We start from the raw sequence: 16,051 nt of genomic DNA, 5'->3' as shown, positions 1-16,051 counted from the left end.
CTCGCTCTGGCATATGACAACTTCCCGCAAATCCGCTGTGGCCTTTCTTCTCGCCTGCGCAAGCGCAGCGCTGCTGGCCGCGCCCGCGCCCTGGTTCACATGGCGCAGCAAAACCGATGGCAAGCAGGTGTGCCACCAGACCCCGCTCGGACCGGGCTGGGAAAAAGTCGACGGTCCCTATCGAGATAGCCATTGCATGAAGTTGCTTATTGCTAAATAATAGATAAAAAACATAGAGGAGAAGCTTGAAGGTTGAGGGTTGCCAGTACATCCATTCACACTGAGGAGAAGTCCATGTTTACGAATCCCGAACAATTTGCATCCGCCACCAAGACGCTGTTTGAACTCCAGATGATGACTTTTAAAGCCCTCACCAGCAAGGCGGTGCAAGGCGTGGAACAGGTTGTCTCGCTGAACATGACGACTGCAAAAAATTCGGTAGCCGGCTCGATGGCGCTGGGCAAGGAAATGAGCCAGGCCAAGGACCCGAAAGCAGCAATGGACGCCGCTGCCGCCCACGCCAAGCCGATGGCCGGCGCGGTGCAGTACGGCGAGCAGCTCAAGGTAATCATCGACGACATCCACAGCGAATTCACGCAGGCCGCCGACGCCCATATCGCCGAAGCCAAGAGCACCCTCACGGCGCTGATCTACGACGTGACCCAGAATGTCAAGCCGGGCTCCGAAAACGCCGTCGAAATCATCAAGACCGCGATCGACAACGCCTTCCAGGGCTACGAGCAGGTCACCAAGGCCACGCGCCAGGCCGTGCAGGTGGTGGAAGACCAGATCGCCAAGGCCACCGCGCAGGTCGCGCCCGATGAGAAAAACGCCGCCTAGGCGCCCTTTCTTCCTGGCCGCATGAAAAAACCGCCGTGCCCGGCAATCCGGTACGGCGGTTTTTTTACGTCCGGAAAGCGTCGCGTCAAGCCATCGCGCCGCCGCAAACGATGATAACCAGCACCAGCAAGGTAATGCGCTTGCGCGTGGCGAGGCGGTCGACGGCCCGGTGTGCAAATTGTCTCACGATGTTCTCCCAGAGGTTCCGCAGCCTGCGCCACGGCGGTTGCTATTGCCGGTGGTGATGCGGATCAGACCACCTTGTTGGTCGCCAGGTCCCAGCCGCCCGAGGTATTGCCGCCCGTGCCGCCGCCGACCTTTTGCTGGGTGTATTTCCACTTCACCTTGGAATACTTCAGCCCCAGCTGTTCGCTCATGATGTCGCCCTCGGTCACGGACGGGCTGACGGTGCCGATCAGGACGTTTTCCAGTTCCATTTCAAAATACTTGATGCGTTCGCCCTGGCCGTCGGCGCGCATGAATTCCAGCTTGGCTTTCGGCAGCGTCTTGCCGGACGAGCAGTTCTGCAGCAACAGCGGCGTGGCCAGGTCGGCCAGCTTGGCGATGAACAGCTCGCTGTGTTCGCAGCGCTCGGCGGTATGGCCGCCGCTGGTCGACGCGGTGGCCGATTTGGGCTGCGACACGCCCCACGACACCGACTGGCATTCGATCCAGTCCTTGTGCAGGTTGTCGGTCGATTCGCCCTTGATGCCGTCGATTTGCAAGTAAACGTCGATTGCCATGGTGGTCTCCGTGAGTGAGGGATCGGACGCGAGATATTGAACGCGAAGGACATTATCGGAGCCCCACAGCGGACGACGATTGCGCATGATCAAGCTCAGTCCAGTTCGCCTGACGTGTTGCCAAATCCGGGCACGATTGCGTTGGATCAAACAAGGGCACGCACCAGCCTGGAAGCACGACAAATATCATGAAGGTGCCTCATGGAATTGTTTCTAATCGGAATGCATCCTCACTTTCAGGGAGTCGTCCGTGTCCATTTCCGCCCAGAGTTCTTATTCCAGCATCAAGCCCGACCTGCGCCAGGGCAACCGGCGTTCGTCCGATATCGAACAGCAAGCCTACGCCGCCGTCGGGCGCAGGTTCGCCACCGGCGCTTCCAGCAGGGTGCGCTATGTGCGCATTGTGCTTGGCGCGGCGGCATGCATCACGGTCGTGATGCTGGTCACCCTGGTGGCGCTGCTGACGTACGACAACATCAACTCGCCGCATGCGCTCAAGGTCGCCGCTCCCGCCAAGGCCGAGCCCCAGCCGGGCACCGCTGGCCTGGCGCTGGCGGCGGGTGCCAAGCCGGTCGTGATCATCGATGAAAAAGAGGAAGCCCCGGTGCGCCCGGTCGTCGCTGCGGCGCCGGTGCCACCGCTGGTGCTGCTGTCGGCGGCGGAAATCAAGCCTTCGGCGCCGCCGGCTCCGGCTCCGGCTCCGGCTCCGGCTCCGGCTCCGGCAAGGATGGTGACGGCAATCAAGACGCCGCTCAAGCAGCGCGAGCACGCCAAACCGAACGCGGCCGGCAAGCAGGCCGCCCTGAAAGCGGCAAAACCTGCACGCGCGGGCGCACGCAAGGAGCTGCGCAACGAGCCGCGCAAAGTCGCGCCCTCCCCCGTAAAACGCAAGGCGGCGCTGGCATCCATGGCGGCCCCGGCACGGCAAAGGGCCGACGGCGGCGCGCTGGGCACGCTGCTGTCGTACGCCAGCGTCCAGCGACGCTACCTGGCCCAACCGCTGCCAATGCTGGCGACGCGCCATGCGACACGCCGGCGCCACCTGTCCGAGCCCTGAAAACCACGCCGAGGCGAATTTGCTGGGGTTTGCCGGCCACTGACGATATACTGTACATAATTACAGGGTTTGGTCGATGGTCCGCAGCACGATGCGCAAAGTTCTTGAGAATGAGTTCTACTACCTGGATAATTTCCATCAGGTACTGGAATGGATTGCCGGGCGTTACAACGACTTGCTGACCGATGAGGAACGCTTGTTCATCGCCACGTTCCCGTCGCTGCCGCAAGCCTCGCGCGCGCTGCTGGTGCGCATGGTCATGCGCAAAGGCACGGTTTTCCGCTCCAGCAAGCTCAACTACGCCGAAATCGGCTGCGCGGTCGAGGCCGCGCGCCATCTGCTGCCCACCGGCTGGGTGCATGCCGACCCGGTGCTCTCGCTCGACGAGGTGTTCGAGCTGCTGCTCAAGGCCGAAATCAGCGCCATTTTCAGCTTGTCGCCGCACGAAAAGAGCGCGCGCAAGGGCGACCAGCTGGCCGCCCTGCGCGATGCCTTCGGCGACGCGCGCGCGTTTTCGGCCTGGTACCGCGACTCGCCCGACACCGCCTACAGCATCACCGTCAAAGACCTGTGCGACCGCCTGCGCCTGATCTTCTTCGGCAACCTGCGCCAGGACTGGACCGAATTCGTCCTGTCCGACCTGGGCTTGTTCCAGTACGAAAAGGTGGAGTTTTCAGCGTCTTCGCGCGGCTTTCGCACGCGCCGCGACGTCGACGACTATCTGGCCCTACACCAGTGCAAGGAGCGCTTTCGCGCCGGCGAAGCGCTCGACGAGGTGCTGCCGACCCTGCCGCGCGAGCGCTTCGAGAACGAATGGATCGACAGCCGGCGCGAACGGCTGATGTTCCAGATCGCGCAACACGTGGAAAAGCAGAAGGACTGGGGCCAGGCCTTCGAGCTGTACGCCTGCTGCAATTATCCCGGTGCGCGCGGCCGTGCCATCCGCGTGCTGGAAAAGCACGCGCGCTACGCCGAGGCGCACGCCCTGCTCGAACGGGCCCAGGCCGCGCCCGAGAGCGACGCCGAGCGCCAGCAACTGCTGCGCATCGCCCCGCGCCTGCGCCGCCAGCTCGGGCACCAGCCGCTGCCGTCGCGGCGCAATCCGGCGGTGCTGCGGCTCGACCTGTCGCTGCCGATGCCCTCAGAGGCGAACTGGTGGGTAGAAGGCATCGTGCGCGACCACCTGGCCAGCGCCGACGCGCCCGTGTTCTACGTCGAGAACGCGCTGATCAATTCCCTGTTCGGGCTGCTGTGCTGGGGCCCGGTCTTCAGCGCCATTCCCGGCGCGTTTTTCCACCCGTTCCACCGTGGCCCGGCCGACCTGCACAGCGCCGATTTCTACCGCCGGCGCGAGCGCGAGTTCCGCGCCTGCCTCGATCAGCTCGACGACGGCCGCTACCGGGACACCATTCGCGCCAACTACGACAGCAAGCGCGGCATCGTCTCGCCGTTCGTGGCCTGGGAAGCGCTCGGCGCCGGGCTGCTGGAAATGGCGCTGGACTGCATCCCCGCCGAGCACCTGAAGAAATGGTGCGAACGCATCCTGCTCGACATCAGGGCCAACCGCAACGGCTTTCCCGACCTGATCCAGTTCTGGCCGGCCGAGCGACGCTACAACATGATCGAAGTTAAAGGCCCGGGCGACCGCCTGCAAGACAACCAGCTGCGCTGGATCGACTACTGCGCCGCGCACCAGATGCCGGTGTCGGTCTGCTATCTGCAGTGGGCGGAGCCCGTCGCGTGAGCTATGTCGTCGCCGTGCGCGCCCTGTGCGAATTTAGCGCCAAAGAGGGCGACCTCGATCTGCGCTTCACGCCCTCGCCCACCGCCCAGGAAGGCATCGCCGGGCACGCCGTGGTGGCCGAGCGGCGCGGTCCCGGCTACCAGAAAGAAGTCAGCCTGTCGGGCGAGTACGGCCCGCTGCTGGTGCGCGGCCGGGCCGACGGCTACGACCCGGCCCAGAACCTGATCGAAGAAATCAAGACCTTCCGCGGCGACCTCGATCGCATGCCGGCCAACCACCGCCACCTGCACTGGGCCCAGGTGCGGGTGTACGGCCACCTGCTGTGCGCCCAGCTCGATCTGGAGCAGGTGTCGCTGGCGCTGGTCTACTTCGATATCGGCAAGCAGACCGAAACGGTGCTGCGCGAGACCCGCAGCGCGCTTGATTTGCGCGCCATGTTCGCCGGCCTGTGCGAACGCTTCGTGGCGTGGGCCGCGCAGGAGCTGGCGCACCGCGAGGCGCGCGACGCGGCGCTGGGCGCACTGCGCTTTCCGCATCCGGCGTTTCGCCCGGGCCAGCGCGACCTGGCCGAAACCATCTTCCGCGCCAACAGCAGCGCGCGCTGCGTGCTGGCGCAGGCGCCCACCGGCATCGGCAAGACCGTCGGCACCCTGTTCCCGGTACTGAAAGCGGCGCCGCTGCACCGGCTCGACAAGGTGTTCTACCTGGCCGCAAAGACGCCGGGACGCAAGCTGGCGCTCGACGCGGCCGAAGCGATCAAGCGCAGCGCGCCTGGCATGCCGCTGCGCGTGCTGGAACTGGTCGCGCGCGACAAGGCATGCGAGCATCCCGACAAAGCCTGCCACGGCGATTCGTGTCCGCTGGCGAAAGGCTTCTACGATCGCCTGCCGGCGGCGCGCAGTGCGGCGCGCGAGGTGGCGCTGCTGGGCCGCGAAGGCTTGCGCGAGGTCGCGCTGGCGCACCAGGTCTGTCCATACTATCTGGGCAGCGAAATGGCGCGCTGGAGCGACGTGGTGGTGGGGGACTACAACTACTACTTCGACATGGGCGCCATGCTGTACGCTCTGGCGCTGGCCAACCAGTGGAGGGTCAGCGTGCTGGTGGACGAAGCGCACAATATGGTCTCGCGCGCGCGCAAGATGTATTCGGCCGACCTGGAACGCGGCGCCTTGCGCTCGGCGCGCGCGGTGGCGCCCGCGCACCTGAAAAAGGCGCTCGACAAGGTGGGACGCAACTGGCCCTCGAAAGATGGCGCCGATTACGAGGTGCTGGACGCACCGCCCGAAAAACTGCTCGATGCGCTGCAAAGCGCGTCGAGCGCGATCACCGACTACCTGGCCGAACATTCCGGGCCGATGGAGCCGGACCTGCAGCGCTTTTACTTCAACGCCCTGCACTTCGCGCGCCTGGCCGAGACCTTTGGCGAGCATTCGATGGTCGACTGCACGCGCGATGGCGCGCACGCATCCACGCTGGCGATCCGCAATATCGTGCCGGCACCGTTCCTGAAACCCCGCTTTGCACTGGCCCATGCGACGGCCCTGTTTTCGGCCACGCTCAGTCCCTGGAACTACTACAGCGACGCGCTTGGCCTGCCGCCCGATACAGCGTGGGTCGACATCGACTCGCCCTTTGTGGCGGACCAGTTAAGCGTGCATGTGGTGCGCGATATCTCGACGCGCTTCACGCACCGGGCCAGGTCGGTGGCGCCGATTGCGGCGCTGATCGCGCGCCAGTATGCGCAGGCGCCGGGCAATTACCTGGCGTTTTTCAGCAGCTTCGATTACCTGGAGCAGGTGGCCGAACGGGTCGAGCGCGATTATCCCGACATTCCCGTGTTCCGCCAGCCGCGCCGCATGCTTGAAACCGAGCGCGATACGTTCCTGGGGCGCTTCACGCTCGAGAGCCGCGGGGTCGGGTTTGCAGTGCTGGGCGGCGCGTTCGGCGAAGGGATCGACCTGCCGGGGGCGCGCCTGATCGGGGCGTTTATCGCCACGCTGGGGCTACCGCAAATGAACCCGGTCAATGAGCAGATCCGCCAGCGCATGCAGGCCACCTTCGGGGCGGGCTACGACTACACGTATTTGTATCCGGGCATGCAGAAGGTGGTGCAGGCGGCCGGCCGCGTGATCCGCACGGAGGGCGACCGTGGGGTGGTGTACCTGATCGACGACCGCTTTGCGCAGCCCGAGGTGCGCGACCTGCTGCCGCGCTGGTGGCATGTGGACCAGGCGGGATGAAACCCGTCGTCAGCCAATCAGGGCCATGAGCTTCTGGTAACCGCTGCGGCTGACCGGAATGCGGGTGGCGTCCCTGAGGATCGCGCAGTGGCTGTCGCGGCCCTGCTCGATGCGGTCGATGGCGCCCAGATTGAGCATCCAGGAGCGGTGAACGCGCACGAACACTGCCGGGTCCAGCTGGCTTTCGAGTTCCGCCAGCCGCTGGTTCTTTAAATAGTGCTTGCCGCCGGCGCTGATGCGCACGTAATCGTCCTGCGCTTCGATATACTCGATCTGGCCGGCGGCGATGATGTGCACGCGAGCCCCGTCACGAATCAAGACCCGCTCCAGCGGCTTGCCGCGCAACGCGGACTCGCGCAGCACCGCGTCGACGCCGCCCTGCTTGACGCTGGTGCGCGCATGCGCCAGCGCCGCGTCCAGGCGCTGCTGGCTGAATGGCTTGAGCAGGTAATCGACGGCGTGGATATCGAAGGCCTTGAGCGCGTACTGGTCGTAAGCGGTCACGAAGATATAGCGCGCCTTGCTGCCAGCCAGTTCCACCACGTCGAAGCCGTTCAGCTTGGGCATCTGGATGTCGAGGAAGACAAGGTCCGGCGCCAAGTCGGTGATGGCCTTGACGGCGTCGAAGCCGTTGGCGCATTCGGCCACGATCTCGATGTCGGCATGGCGCGCCAAAAATTCGCGCACCAGGCCACGGGCCAGGTCTTCATCGTCGACGATTATGACGCGCATGGGTCAATCTCCATGGTCTGAAAGGGCAGCGACAGCGCCACCCGGAACTGGTGCGCTTCGCGCGTCCAGGCGATGCCGGCCTCGTGGCCGTAGGTGGCCGCGAGGCGCTGGCGTACGCTGGCAAGGCCGATGCCATGGCCGCCCACGGCCGGCGGATCGTCGTCGATATCGTTTTCCACGACGATTTTCAGGACCGAACCGGCACGCTGCGCCGCGATGCGGATGGTGCCGCCGCCGGTCAGGTGGGCGATGCCGTGCTTGACGGCGTTTTCGACCAGCGGTTGCAGGATCATCGGCGGCAGCAGGCAGCCGAGCGCGCCGGCGTCGATCGCCTGCTCGATGTTCAGGCGCGCGCCGAAACGCACTTTTTCGATGGCGATAAAATGCATCGCCAGCGCCGTTTCCGCTTCCAGGGTGACCTTGCGGCCCGCCTCCAGGCCAAGGCTGTAACGAAAAAAATCGGCCAGGCGCAGCGTCATGTCGCGCGCGCGCGCCGGGTCGATCGAGGTGAGCGCGCTGATCGAATTGAGGCTGTTGAACAGAAAATGCGGATCGATCTGGGTGCGCAGCATGCGCAGCTCGGCGTCCTGCGCCATGAGCGCCGCTTCGAGTTCGCGCCGTTCGGCGGCGCGCGCGCGCCCGGATTCGAGCGCCAGGTAATGCGCCACGGCGCACAGCGCGTACAGGATCACGCCCATGCCGAAGATTGCCGCCTGCAAGGGCGCGCTCATGGCAATGGCGGCGCACGCGTGGTTCCAGGCGATGCACAGCGCGGTCCACACCACACTGGCCACGACGGCGGCGACCGCGAACACCAGCAACACGGAAATGGCGCCGCGCTCGCTGAGCGGATAGGCGCGGCACAGGTAGTAGCTGGAAAACCCGGTGGCGCAGGCATACAGCAGCGTCACCGGGACGGTAAACAGCAAACCGTCGGTCCATGCGGCGCCGGTGGCGGCCACGATCAGGCCCGCGAACACGATCGCCAGCAGCAGCCACGCGAGCAGGTACAGCCCCGCGCCGCGCCGCGTGGAGAACGGTCCCTGCATCAGTTGCGCACTTCCACGCCGCCCATGATGGCGTAACCGCGGATGGTGAGGCGCTTGCCGGGGTCCGGCGCGGGGGCGGTTTTTTCTTCGAAGCCGCCGAGCACCGGCACGCCCTTGAGGATGATGGTCCAGTCGGGCGGACACCTGATCGTGATGCCGCCCATGACGGCGAACACATTCAGTTCAGCGTCGCCGACGATGGACGACTCGCGCAAATCGAGCTCGCAGCCGCCCATCAGGGCACTGATGTCGCCGCCACGGAAGTCCGGGGTGCTGATACGGCGCTGGAAGCCGCCGAGGATGGCCGTGATATCGACCACGCCGTCGCTGTCGGGAGCGGCGCCGGGCCTGGCCGCGGCGCTTGGGCCTGGGTAGGCGTCGTCCTTGAGCGGCATGCCGCGCGGCGCATCGCGTTTGCGCAGGGCTTTGTGGACCACGCCGATGCCGAGCAAGATCACCAGCACCGGCCACAGGGTGCGGGCGTTGAACAGGTAGCCGTAGCCGAGGCGGTTGAGCGTGAGGACCACGCCGGCGGCGGCGATCAGGCCGAACACCATGCGTTCGTGGCGCGAGCCGGCGTCGGCCACCTTGACCAGGCCGAAGATGACGACCAGCACCGGCCAGTAATGCGTGACCTGGCGGCGGTCGATGATGTACAGGTTGTCGAGCAGGTACAGCATGCCGAAGGCGATCACCGCCAGGCCGACCCAGACCTGGTTGGGTACGCCGGAGATGCGGGCTTTATTTTTCATTGGACGGCTCCGTGCCGGGCGCGAGGCGGCGTTCGATGAACGGTTCCAGGATCATGGTCACGCCGCAGAAAATCACCGGAACCGGCCAGCCGTTGCTGAAGGTCAGTCCGAACAGGTGCTCGAACACGGCGAACAGCCACAGGCTGGCGAACACCATCCACAGGCCCATGGTGAAGTCCTTGGCGGTCGGGAAACCGATCATTTTATTCACGCCCATGACGGTCAGCACCAGCGGCGCGTAATGCCAGAGGCCATCGGCGTAATAGACGCCGAGCCGGTCGAGCAGCACAACGGTGCCGAAGCCGATCAGCAGCAGGCCCCACATCATCTGCTTGCGCCATTCATAAGAGGATTTATTCGACACGATTGCTCCTGTAGTCAGTTCAGGCGCAACGATACAACAGCGCGCAAGCGCTGCCCAGCGGATTTCGGCCAACGGCGGCTGGCGCCCGGTGAATGGCGGCGCCAGCGCGAAGCTCCTAGCCGAACGCCACCGAGGCCGACAGCGCCAGCATCATGGTGCCGGTGATGGCGTCGATCCATTTCCATGCGGCGGGACGGGCAAACAGGCCGGACAGCCGGGTGGCGCCGTAACCAAGGGCGCAGAACCACAGGGCCGAGGCGCTCATGGCGCCCAGCGCGAAGGCCGGGCGTTCTTGCGGCGCAAAGTTGCCGCCGATGGCGCCGAGCAGGACCACGGTATCGAGGTAGACGTGCGGGTTGAGCAGCGACAGCGCGATCACGCTGGCCAGCGCCTGGCGGGCACTGCTGCGCACCGTGGCCGGCCCGGCCGTGAGGGCGGCGTCGGCGAACACGGCGCGCCAGCTGCGCAGGCCGTACCACAGCAGGAATGCCGCCCCGCCCCAGCGCGCCGCACCCAGCAGCAGGGGCGACGATTGCACCAGGCTGCCCACGCCCGCCACGCCGAGCCCGATCAGCGCGGCGTCGATCAGGATGCAGGCGGCCACCGTCAAGCCCACGTGTTCCCGCTTGAGGCCCATGCGCAGCACGTGGGCATTTTGCGAGCCGATGGCGACAATCAGCCCGAAGCACAGGGCCAGGCCGTTGAAAAACGTGGAAAGGTAGGGCATGCAGACTCCGCTCGGTCACTAGAAGATGCGAGTTTGCAATATTGGTGGCGGCAAGTGAAGCTGAATTAACTTTTCTACGTATAATTAAATTTTTCTAATGTGGAGCGTGACCATGCTCGATACGCGCAAGGGCGAAGCGTTGCTGGCCGTGATCGACAGCGGCAGTTTCGAGCAGGCTGCCGTCCTGCTCCACCTGACGCCGTCGGCGGTGTCGCAACGGATCAGCGCGCTCGAGAGCGAGCTGGGCATGCCGCTGCTGGTGCGCGGCAAACCGTGCCGCGCCACGCATGCCGGCCAACGCCTGGTGCAATACCTGCGCCGCAGCCGCCTGCTGGAAGCCGAGTTTCTGGCGGAATCGGCCGACAGCGATGCGCATCCCCTGAGCATCGCCCTGGCGGTCAATAACGATACGCTGGCGACCTGGCTGCTGCCGGGGTTGGCCTCGTTCCTGATCGAGGAACAGATCCTGCTCGACATCGCGCTCGACGACCAGGACCATACCTACACCTTGCTGTCGCAGGGAGCGGCGCTGGCCGGCGTATCGAGCGAAGCGCAGCCGATGCGCGGCTGCACGGTGGAGCAGCTGGGCGCAATGCGCTACCGCCTGCTCGCCACGCCGGCGTTCGCGGCACGCTGGTTTCCGGACGGCTTGCAGCGCGAGGCGGCGCGGCGCGCGCCGGTGATGGTGTTCGACCGCAAGGATGCCTTGCAGGCGGCGTTTTTATTGCGCGAATTGGGACTGCCGCCGGGCAGTTATCCCTGCCACTACATTCCGTCGAGCGACGCCTTCACCCATGCGGTGCGGCTGGGGCTCGGTTACGGCATGGTGCCGGAGCAGCAGTTCAGGGACGATATCGACACCGGCGCGCTGCTCGACCTGGCGCCCGCCAAGCCGACCGATGTGATGCTGTACTGGCATGCATGGCGGGTGCAGTCGCCCAAGCTGGAGCGCCTCAGTGCGCGCCTGATCGAGGTGACGCGGGCGGCGTTGCGGCAGCCGGGGTGAGCGTTTACCGGTTTCTCACACAATTGAGCGATTTGCCGCCGATGCGCATGATGCCGAACTGCGTCATCCGGCCTTGCGCGTCGAGATCGATCGCGACTTGCTCGCCATTGAAGGTCGTTGCGATGAAGTTGAATTTGTCTCCCGGTACGACATTCAGCGTCTCCATCCGCAAATTATTCAAGTCGACACGTTCTTCGCCAGCTTGGATGACCCCATTCGCCAGCGCGTAATCGACACGAACGCTGTCAACACCCGGCGGCGACGTGCACGTCAGCGGCATTTTTGCATCCAGCACCTTGGCATACCGGGCATAGATGCTCTGGCGATACAAGCCGGACGGTTTGCTGTTGGAACATTTTGCCGCGTCTTCATTGATGCGCAACACGCCGTCTGAACGATCCTTGTCCTCTTCGATTGACACCATCAAGGTATCGGTCTTGATCGCTGCGCTGAAGTTAGCAGCGCCGCCGTCGGGAGCTTGCTGCCGCACCATCATGATCGCGCCGGACAGTCCGAGCTCGTAGGCGCCTGCCGGTGCGCTGATCTTGCCGTCCGCGGCAAGCGTGAAAGGCCAAGTCGGCGGGGATTTCTTTTCATCGCCGCCGCCGATCGGGGCGCAGTTGCCGCCGTAAGTGCCCGCCAGCGCGGCGAGTGCCGGCGACATGTAGTCGGCGTTTGGCAATGCGGGCGCGCTGTCAGGTTTGACAAGCTCCGCTTTGGCGGTATCCGCTTGCGCAAGGACGGCGGTCTCGCGGCCATTGTCATCCGGGGTGGTCGGCTCAGTTTGTTTTTTGCCGCACGCGCTCAACAGCAACATGGCCGCCGACATAAGGACCAGCGACGCACGCCGAGAGGACTTGATCATCTTTACTCCATTGCCTGCAAAAATTTGCAATAGCATCATAATCGAAGTGGGCCTTTTGTCATCATTTGGTGGAGCACACGATTGCCCGGCTCTTTTTGCGCGTCAAGAAAAGTTGAGTCAACTGGCCTTGCGCGTCCAATGTGATGATGAGATGCTCCTCGTCGGGCAACTCCGCGCTGTAAACGAATCCGGCATCCGCATGAATCGTCACAATTTCATGGCTTGGATCTTTAAGATCGACAAGGCGCCCCTCAAAGTCAAGAATGCCTTTCGCCAATTTGTAAGGATGCACATCCATTTTTAACCCTCCGGCGCTTATGCATTCCACTTGCAAGTTGGCATCGAGGACCTTGGCATAGGTGGTGTAAAGACTCTGACGGCTGAGCGGCAAAGGGCGGGCTATCTTGCATCGCTTGAGACTGTACGGCATGCCGAACATGATCCAGTTGCGGCGGTCCCGTTGTTCCAGCGAAAACGTCATCATCTTCTCAGTCATTGTGCCCATGGACAGATTGACCGCTTGGCCGGCCTGACGTCTTCGCTCCAGGGTCGAGACGATCTGCGTGCGCAAGTTGAGCGATTGACCTGCGGATCGCACGTTCCCATCGGCCATCACCACGATCGGCCCAGGTAACGGTGGTATCGCCTGCATTCCCGGCACGTTCACATCGACAGGTTCACATTCGCTATCGTAGGTACCAGCGATTCCGGCCAGCAGCGGCGCCCAAAAATCAACTTTTGGCAAAACGGACGCCGCATGGGCCTGCTCGGCGGCCTGCGGAAGCTCTGGTGCTTCCTGTTCCGGTGCCGACTCGTCGCTGTCATCGCTGCATGCGCTCAACAACAGGATGGCGGATATCACCAGAAAGTGCCGGGGAAATATCTTCATGGGTGGACTCCGTTGAATGCAAGAATTTGCAATCAACAGCATAGCCGCGCACTGTCGTCTGACATTGCTTATGGGCAAATTATGAAATCATTCCTGCACATTGCGCCCTTGACGCCACACCGACAACAAAAAACCCGCAGCGTTGCCGGTGCGGGTTTTTGTCGTGACTTCAGGCGGGCATCAGGCCGGTGGCAGGAATGCCTCTGGCGCAGGCTGATTGCGGACCTGATTGCGGTATTTGGAAGCGGCAATTGCCTTCTTGATGGCTTCGCGCGCGATGTTGGTGCGCTTGATATCTTTTTTCTCGGCTTTGCCACGATGTTGGGCGATGTCTTTGTTACCGATTCGATTTGTCATTTGATACTCCTGTGTTGATGTTTTTAGGATTATGGTAGAACGATGCTACAGAAAAAATAGGACAAAGTGCAAGGTTCTTGTAGGACAGGAGGCAGTCAGCGGCGTACCGGCGCCAACTTCAAGCCCGGAAGCAGCAAACCCCATCCGAGTTCGCGCCGGATTTCTTCGGGCGATGGCGGCGGCTTCGGATCGCGCGAGCGGCGTTGAAGATATTCGCGCACGAGATGCTTGGGTGGCTGGCTAATGGCAGGCATGACGACCTCCGCTTCCGTTTGTTGATCACCGCCGGCGCACTGCATGCGCTGGCGTCAAGAATTGGTGCCGATCCTCGAGGCGACCGGCTAACCTGCTGAGGAGGCGTCACCGTTGGACTTTGCCGCTGGGCCCCTCACTCACACAGCTTCATCATAAGTGCTGAGCTGGAACCCAACCGTTCGTTGGCGCACACTTGCGCCAACATCGTGTCCGGGCTTTTCAGGAACCATCGCAGAGATCCTGTACCTGCGGGCGCTATACGATGAGGCGCCGCCGTCAATCGACAGCGAATCGACGCCGTTTTGCTTTCTCCAAAAACAGCTGGTGTCAGGTCTGACACCGCGCGCTGAAGGCGCGCCCATGCCATTTCATCTATCACTATCTGCAATGCCGGAACGGCAAGCTGCAACTTCCTTGTGCGCGCGCAACACATTTCCATTGTCAAACGCAGTGACAGCGGTTAGCTTGTCGCTTTAGCGTTCAAGATTGGTTCCCGATGCGTCTCGCTCCCCTCGTTGTACTTAGTGCCATCCTGGCCGGTTGCGCCAGCGCGCCACCGGCGCCGCCTGCCGTGGCAGCGCCGGCCATCGTGCCGCCGCCTGCCGTACCTGCACCGGCGGCCCTGCCGCCGCCGACGCCCGCGCCGGTGATTGCGGCGCCGTCCGCTCCCGCCGCGCCGCCGTTCGACCTCGCCACATTGCAGCGCAAGCAGATTTACCAGATGACGCCGGCCGAAGTCGGGCGTTACATCGCGTATATGCATACTGCCGAACCGGACCTGCGCAAGCGCATCGCCGCAATCGGCCGCAAGAATATCGGTCAGCCGTATGTATTGAACTTACTGGGCGAGTATCCGTACGAACTGCACGATAACCTGCCGATGTTCAGCCTGCAGGCGAGCGACTGCGTCGTGTTCGCCGAACACACCTATGCGATGGCGCTGAGCCAGTCGTGGGAAGAGTTCTTCTGGATGCTGCAACGCATCCGCTACAAGGATGGCGTGGTTGGCGTGGCGACGCGCAATCATTACACCGAGGTGGATTGGAATATCAATAATGCGTGGCTGGTGTCGGACGTCAGCGCGCTGCTGGCCGGCGCGGACGCCTCGGCCTACGACATGAAAATCGACCGCGCGGCATTCCTGAAGATGCGCCACAACACGGCCAGCAGCACTCCGGTGCAACTGAGCCAGGAAATGTACGTGACCAAGGACAAGGTTGCCAGTGTTGTCGGTCAATTGCAGGATGGCGATCTGGTCAACGTGATTTCCACGCGTGGCGGCAAGTTATGGGCGTCGCACGTCGGTTTGATCGTGGTCGATGCGAATGGGCAGCGTAACTTCTTGAATTCGGCCGAGCCACAAGTGCGCGAGGAAAGCTTTGACGCGTTTTTTGCACGCACGGCGGCACGCGAAGAACGAAATGGCAAGAACGGCATGAAGCTGGCCGGGTTCAAGTTCTTGCGCTTGAATGACCATATCGTGGTGCCGCCGGCCGCGCCGCAGCCGCGTCCTGGACCACCGGCGGCGCTTGTGGGCAAGGCGACGGCGGTTGCAAAAGGGCCAGCGGGGTCGGTCAGCCGTTGATTGTTGTGTAGCAGGCGCTGACCAATGACGCTGGCTCGGACACACGCTTGCGTTTTCAGACACTGGCTACGAAACGAACTTGGACCCCCGCCTGCGCGCGCCTGCGCGGGGGCGACGCGGATTCTCGCCCCACTTTACCCTCGCCAAACTTCAGTTACCCCACACGTCGCGCGTGCGTGCCAGCCAGCGGCGCCGCTCGGCCAGGCCGACCGTGCCGCCGTTGATGCGGGTAGTCACCAGCACGATGTTGTTGGCATCGGCCGCTTCGTTGCACTCCTTCGCAGTCCAGATTGCCGCCGCCGCGCCCAGACACCAGCGTGCCGATAGCACCGCCTCCGGATCGGCCACGAAGTCGGGCGCCGACGGATAGACGCTCTGGAGTGTTGCAGTCGCCTGTGCATAGCTGTCCTTTCCAGTCAGCTGCAACAATCCACGACCGCGGTAAAGATATCCGTCTCCGGGACGGTCGTTGCCCAGCCGGCCGCCATACACCGCATTGGCAAGCCTGACTTCGTCGTCGGCGTAATCGGCAGGATCGAGCGGACCGCGCGGATGAAAACGCTGCGGCCACACCTTCGACAAGCGCTGCGCGCTGTAACGCAAGTTTTCAACCGTGCGCGTCAACGCCGCCGATTCGTGCAAGACCTGCGCCATGAAGTGGCTCACGCGCAATGCGGACGCGGCGATGCCGAACTGCTCAAGGAAATGCTGTTCTTCGCCAAAGGCCATGCGGTAGACCGGGAGTGCGCGTGGAGCAAGCTGGTCGATCTCGCCGAGCGTGATGACGACAGGCCCGGCCATGGCGGCTCCTTCACAGTGCGGTAGCTTCCATCGTATTGATTCTGC

The 16,051-nt window shown here is 63.6% G+C and carries 18 protein-coding genes; 7 read left to right on the top strand and 11 right to left on the bottom strand.

Features of this window, described 5'->3' with window-relative positions; genetic code table 11:
* Positions 1-13: 13 nt before the first annotated feature.
* Together F1609_RS04095 and phaP are read left to right on the top strand one after the other, a co-directional pair.
* Positions 14-220, top strand: coding sequence for a hypothetical protein (locus F1609_RS04095; RefSeq protein ID WP_167074968.1), 207 nt, complete (start codon positions 14-16; stop codon positions 218-220).
* A gap of 74 nt (positions 221-294) precedes the next feature.
* The gene (gene phaP / locus F1609_RS04090; RefSeq protein WP_167074966.1) at positions 295-840 is read left to right on the top strand and encodes a TIGR01841 family phasin; all 546 of its coding nucleotides are present in this window, start codon (positions 295-297) and stop codon (positions 838-840) included.
* Between the two features lie 251 nt (positions 841-1,091).
* On the opposite strand, the gene F1609_RS04085 is transcribed toward phaP, so the two are convergent.
* Positions 1,092-1,583 (bottom strand): Hcp family type VI secretion system effector, encoded by a 492-nt coding sequence (locus F1609_RS04085; RefSeq protein WP_167074964.1) that lies wholly within the window; start codon positions 1,581-1,583, stop codon positions 1,092-1,094.
* Positions 1,584-1,833: 250 nt separating this feature from the next.
* Here F1609_RS04085 and F1609_RS04080 point away from each other — a divergent pair, with 250 nt between their 5' ends.
* From F1609_RS04080 to F1609_RS04070, 3 genes are all read left to right on the top strand, one after another.
* The gene (locus F1609_RS04080) at positions 1,834-2,640 is read left to right on the top strand and encodes a hypothetical protein (RefSeq protein WP_167074962.1); all 807 of its coding nucleotides are present in this window, start codon (positions 1,834-1,836) and stop codon (positions 2,638-2,640) included.
* A 91-nt stretch (positions 2,641-2,731) separates the two neighbouring features.
* Positions 2,732-4,384, top strand: a complete 1,653-nt coding sequence (locus F1609_RS04075) for a VRR-NUC domain-containing protein (protein WP_167074960.1) — start codon at positions 2,732-2,734, stop codon at positions 4,382-4,384.
* Positions 4,381-6,624, top strand: a complete 2,244-nt coding sequence (locus tag F1609_RS04070) for an ATP-dependent DNA helicase (protein WP_167074958.1) — start codon at positions 4,381-4,383, stop codon at positions 6,622-6,624. The genes F1609_RS04075 and F1609_RS04070 overlap by 4 nt, the downstream gene beginning before the upstream one ends.
* A 9-nt stretch (positions 6,625-6,633) precedes the next feature.
* Here F1609_RS04070 and F1609_RS04065 read toward each other — a convergent pair whose 3' ends face one another.
* The 5 genes from F1609_RS04065 to F1609_RS04045 form a co-directional block, all read right to left on the bottom strand.
* Entirely contained in the window at positions 6,634-7,356 is a 723-nt protein-coding gene (locus F1609_RS04065) for a LytR/AlgR family response regulator transcription factor (RefSeq protein ID WP_167074956.1), read from the bottom strand.
* On the bottom strand, positions 7,344-8,405 hold the full coding sequence (locus F1609_RS04060; RefSeq protein WP_167074954.1) for a sensor histidine kinase: 1,062 nt from the start codon (positions 8,403-8,405) through the stop codon (positions 7,344-7,346). The genes F1609_RS04065 and F1609_RS04060 overlap by 13 nt, the downstream gene beginning before the upstream one ends.
* The gene (locus tag F1609_RS04055; RefSeq protein ID WP_167074952.1) at positions 8,405-9,157 is read right to left on the bottom strand and encodes a LiaI-LiaF-like domain-containing protein; all 753 of its coding nucleotides are present in this window, start codon (positions 9,155-9,157) and stop codon (positions 8,405-8,407) included. The genes F1609_RS04060 and F1609_RS04055 overlap by 1 nt, the downstream gene beginning before the upstream one ends.
* Complete coding sequence (locus tag F1609_RS04050) at positions 9,147-9,521, bottom strand: LiaF transmembrane domain-containing protein (RefSeq protein WP_167074950.1); 375 nt, start codon at positions 9,519-9,521, stop codon at positions 9,147-9,149. Before F1609_RS04050 ends, F1609_RS04055 begins: the two co-directional genes overlap by 11 nt.
* Positions 9,522-9,636: 115 nt before the next feature.
* The gene (locus F1609_RS04045) at positions 9,637-10,248 is read right to left on the bottom strand and encodes a LysE/ArgO family amino acid transporter (RefSeq protein ID WP_167074948.1); all 612 of its coding nucleotides are present in this window, start codon (positions 10,246-10,248) and stop codon (positions 9,637-9,639) included.
* 112 nt (positions 10,249-10,360) lie between these two features.
* Between F1609_RS04045 and F1609_RS04040 the strand changes: the two genes are divergently transcribed.
* On the top strand, positions 10,361-11,254 hold the full coding sequence (locus F1609_RS04040; RefSeq protein WP_229421635.1) for a LysR family transcriptional regulator ArgP: 894 nt from the start codon (positions 10,361-10,363) through the stop codon (positions 11,252-11,254).
* A gap of 4 nt (positions 11,255-11,258) precedes the next feature.
* Here F1609_RS04040 and F1609_RS04035 read toward each other — a convergent pair whose 3' ends face one another.
* The 4 genes from F1609_RS04035 to F1609_RS04020 form a co-directional block, all read right to left on the bottom strand.
* Entirely contained in the window at positions 11,259-12,119 is an 861-nt protein-coding gene (locus F1609_RS04035) for a hypothetical protein (RefSeq protein WP_167074944.1), read from the bottom strand.
* Between the two features lie 61 nt (positions 12,120-12,180).
* Entirely contained in the window at positions 12,181-13,008 is an 828-nt protein-coding gene (locus F1609_RS04030) for a hypothetical protein (RefSeq protein ID WP_167074942.1), read from the bottom strand.
* Between the two features lie 180 nt (positions 13,009-13,188).
* Positions 13,189-13,365: a hypothetical protein gene (locus F1609_RS04025; RefSeq protein WP_164557843.1), complete on the bottom strand. Its 177-nt coding sequence runs from the start codon at positions 13,363-13,365 to the stop codon at positions 13,189-13,191.
* A 95-nt stretch (positions 13,366-13,460) separates the two neighbouring features.
* Positions 13,461-13,619, bottom strand: coding sequence for a hypothetical protein (locus F1609_RS04020; protein ID WP_166869967.1), 159 nt, complete (start codon positions 13,617-13,619; stop codon positions 13,461-13,463).
* A 497-nt stretch (positions 13,620-14,116) separates the two neighbouring features.
* Between F1609_RS04020 and F1609_RS04015 the strand changes: the two genes are divergently transcribed.
* The gene (locus F1609_RS04015) at positions 14,117-15,205 is read left to right on the top strand and encodes an N-acetylmuramoyl-L-alanine amidase-like domain-containing protein (protein WP_167074940.1); all 1,089 of its coding nucleotides are present in this window, start codon (positions 14,117-14,119) and stop codon (positions 15,203-15,205) included.
* Between the two features lie 150 nt (positions 15,206-15,355).
* On the opposite strand, the gene F1609_RS04010 is transcribed toward F1609_RS04015, so the two are convergent.
* On the bottom strand, positions 15,356-16,006 hold the full coding sequence (locus F1609_RS04010; RefSeq protein ID WP_167074938.1) for a glycoside hydrolase family 19 protein: 651 nt from the start codon (positions 16,004-16,006) through the stop codon (positions 15,356-15,358).
* Positions 16,007-16,051 lie beyond the last annotated feature (45 nt).

Origin of the sequence: Massilia aquatica (genome assembly GCF_011682045.1) — a bacterium.
GTDB classification, from domain to species: Bacteria; Pseudomonadota; Gammaproteobacteria; order Burkholderiales; family Burkholderiaceae_D; genus Telluria_A; species Telluria_A aquatica.
The sequence above is the reverse complement of the archived record's forward strand: the minus strand, read 5'-3'. Positions and strand labels throughout refer to the sequence as shown.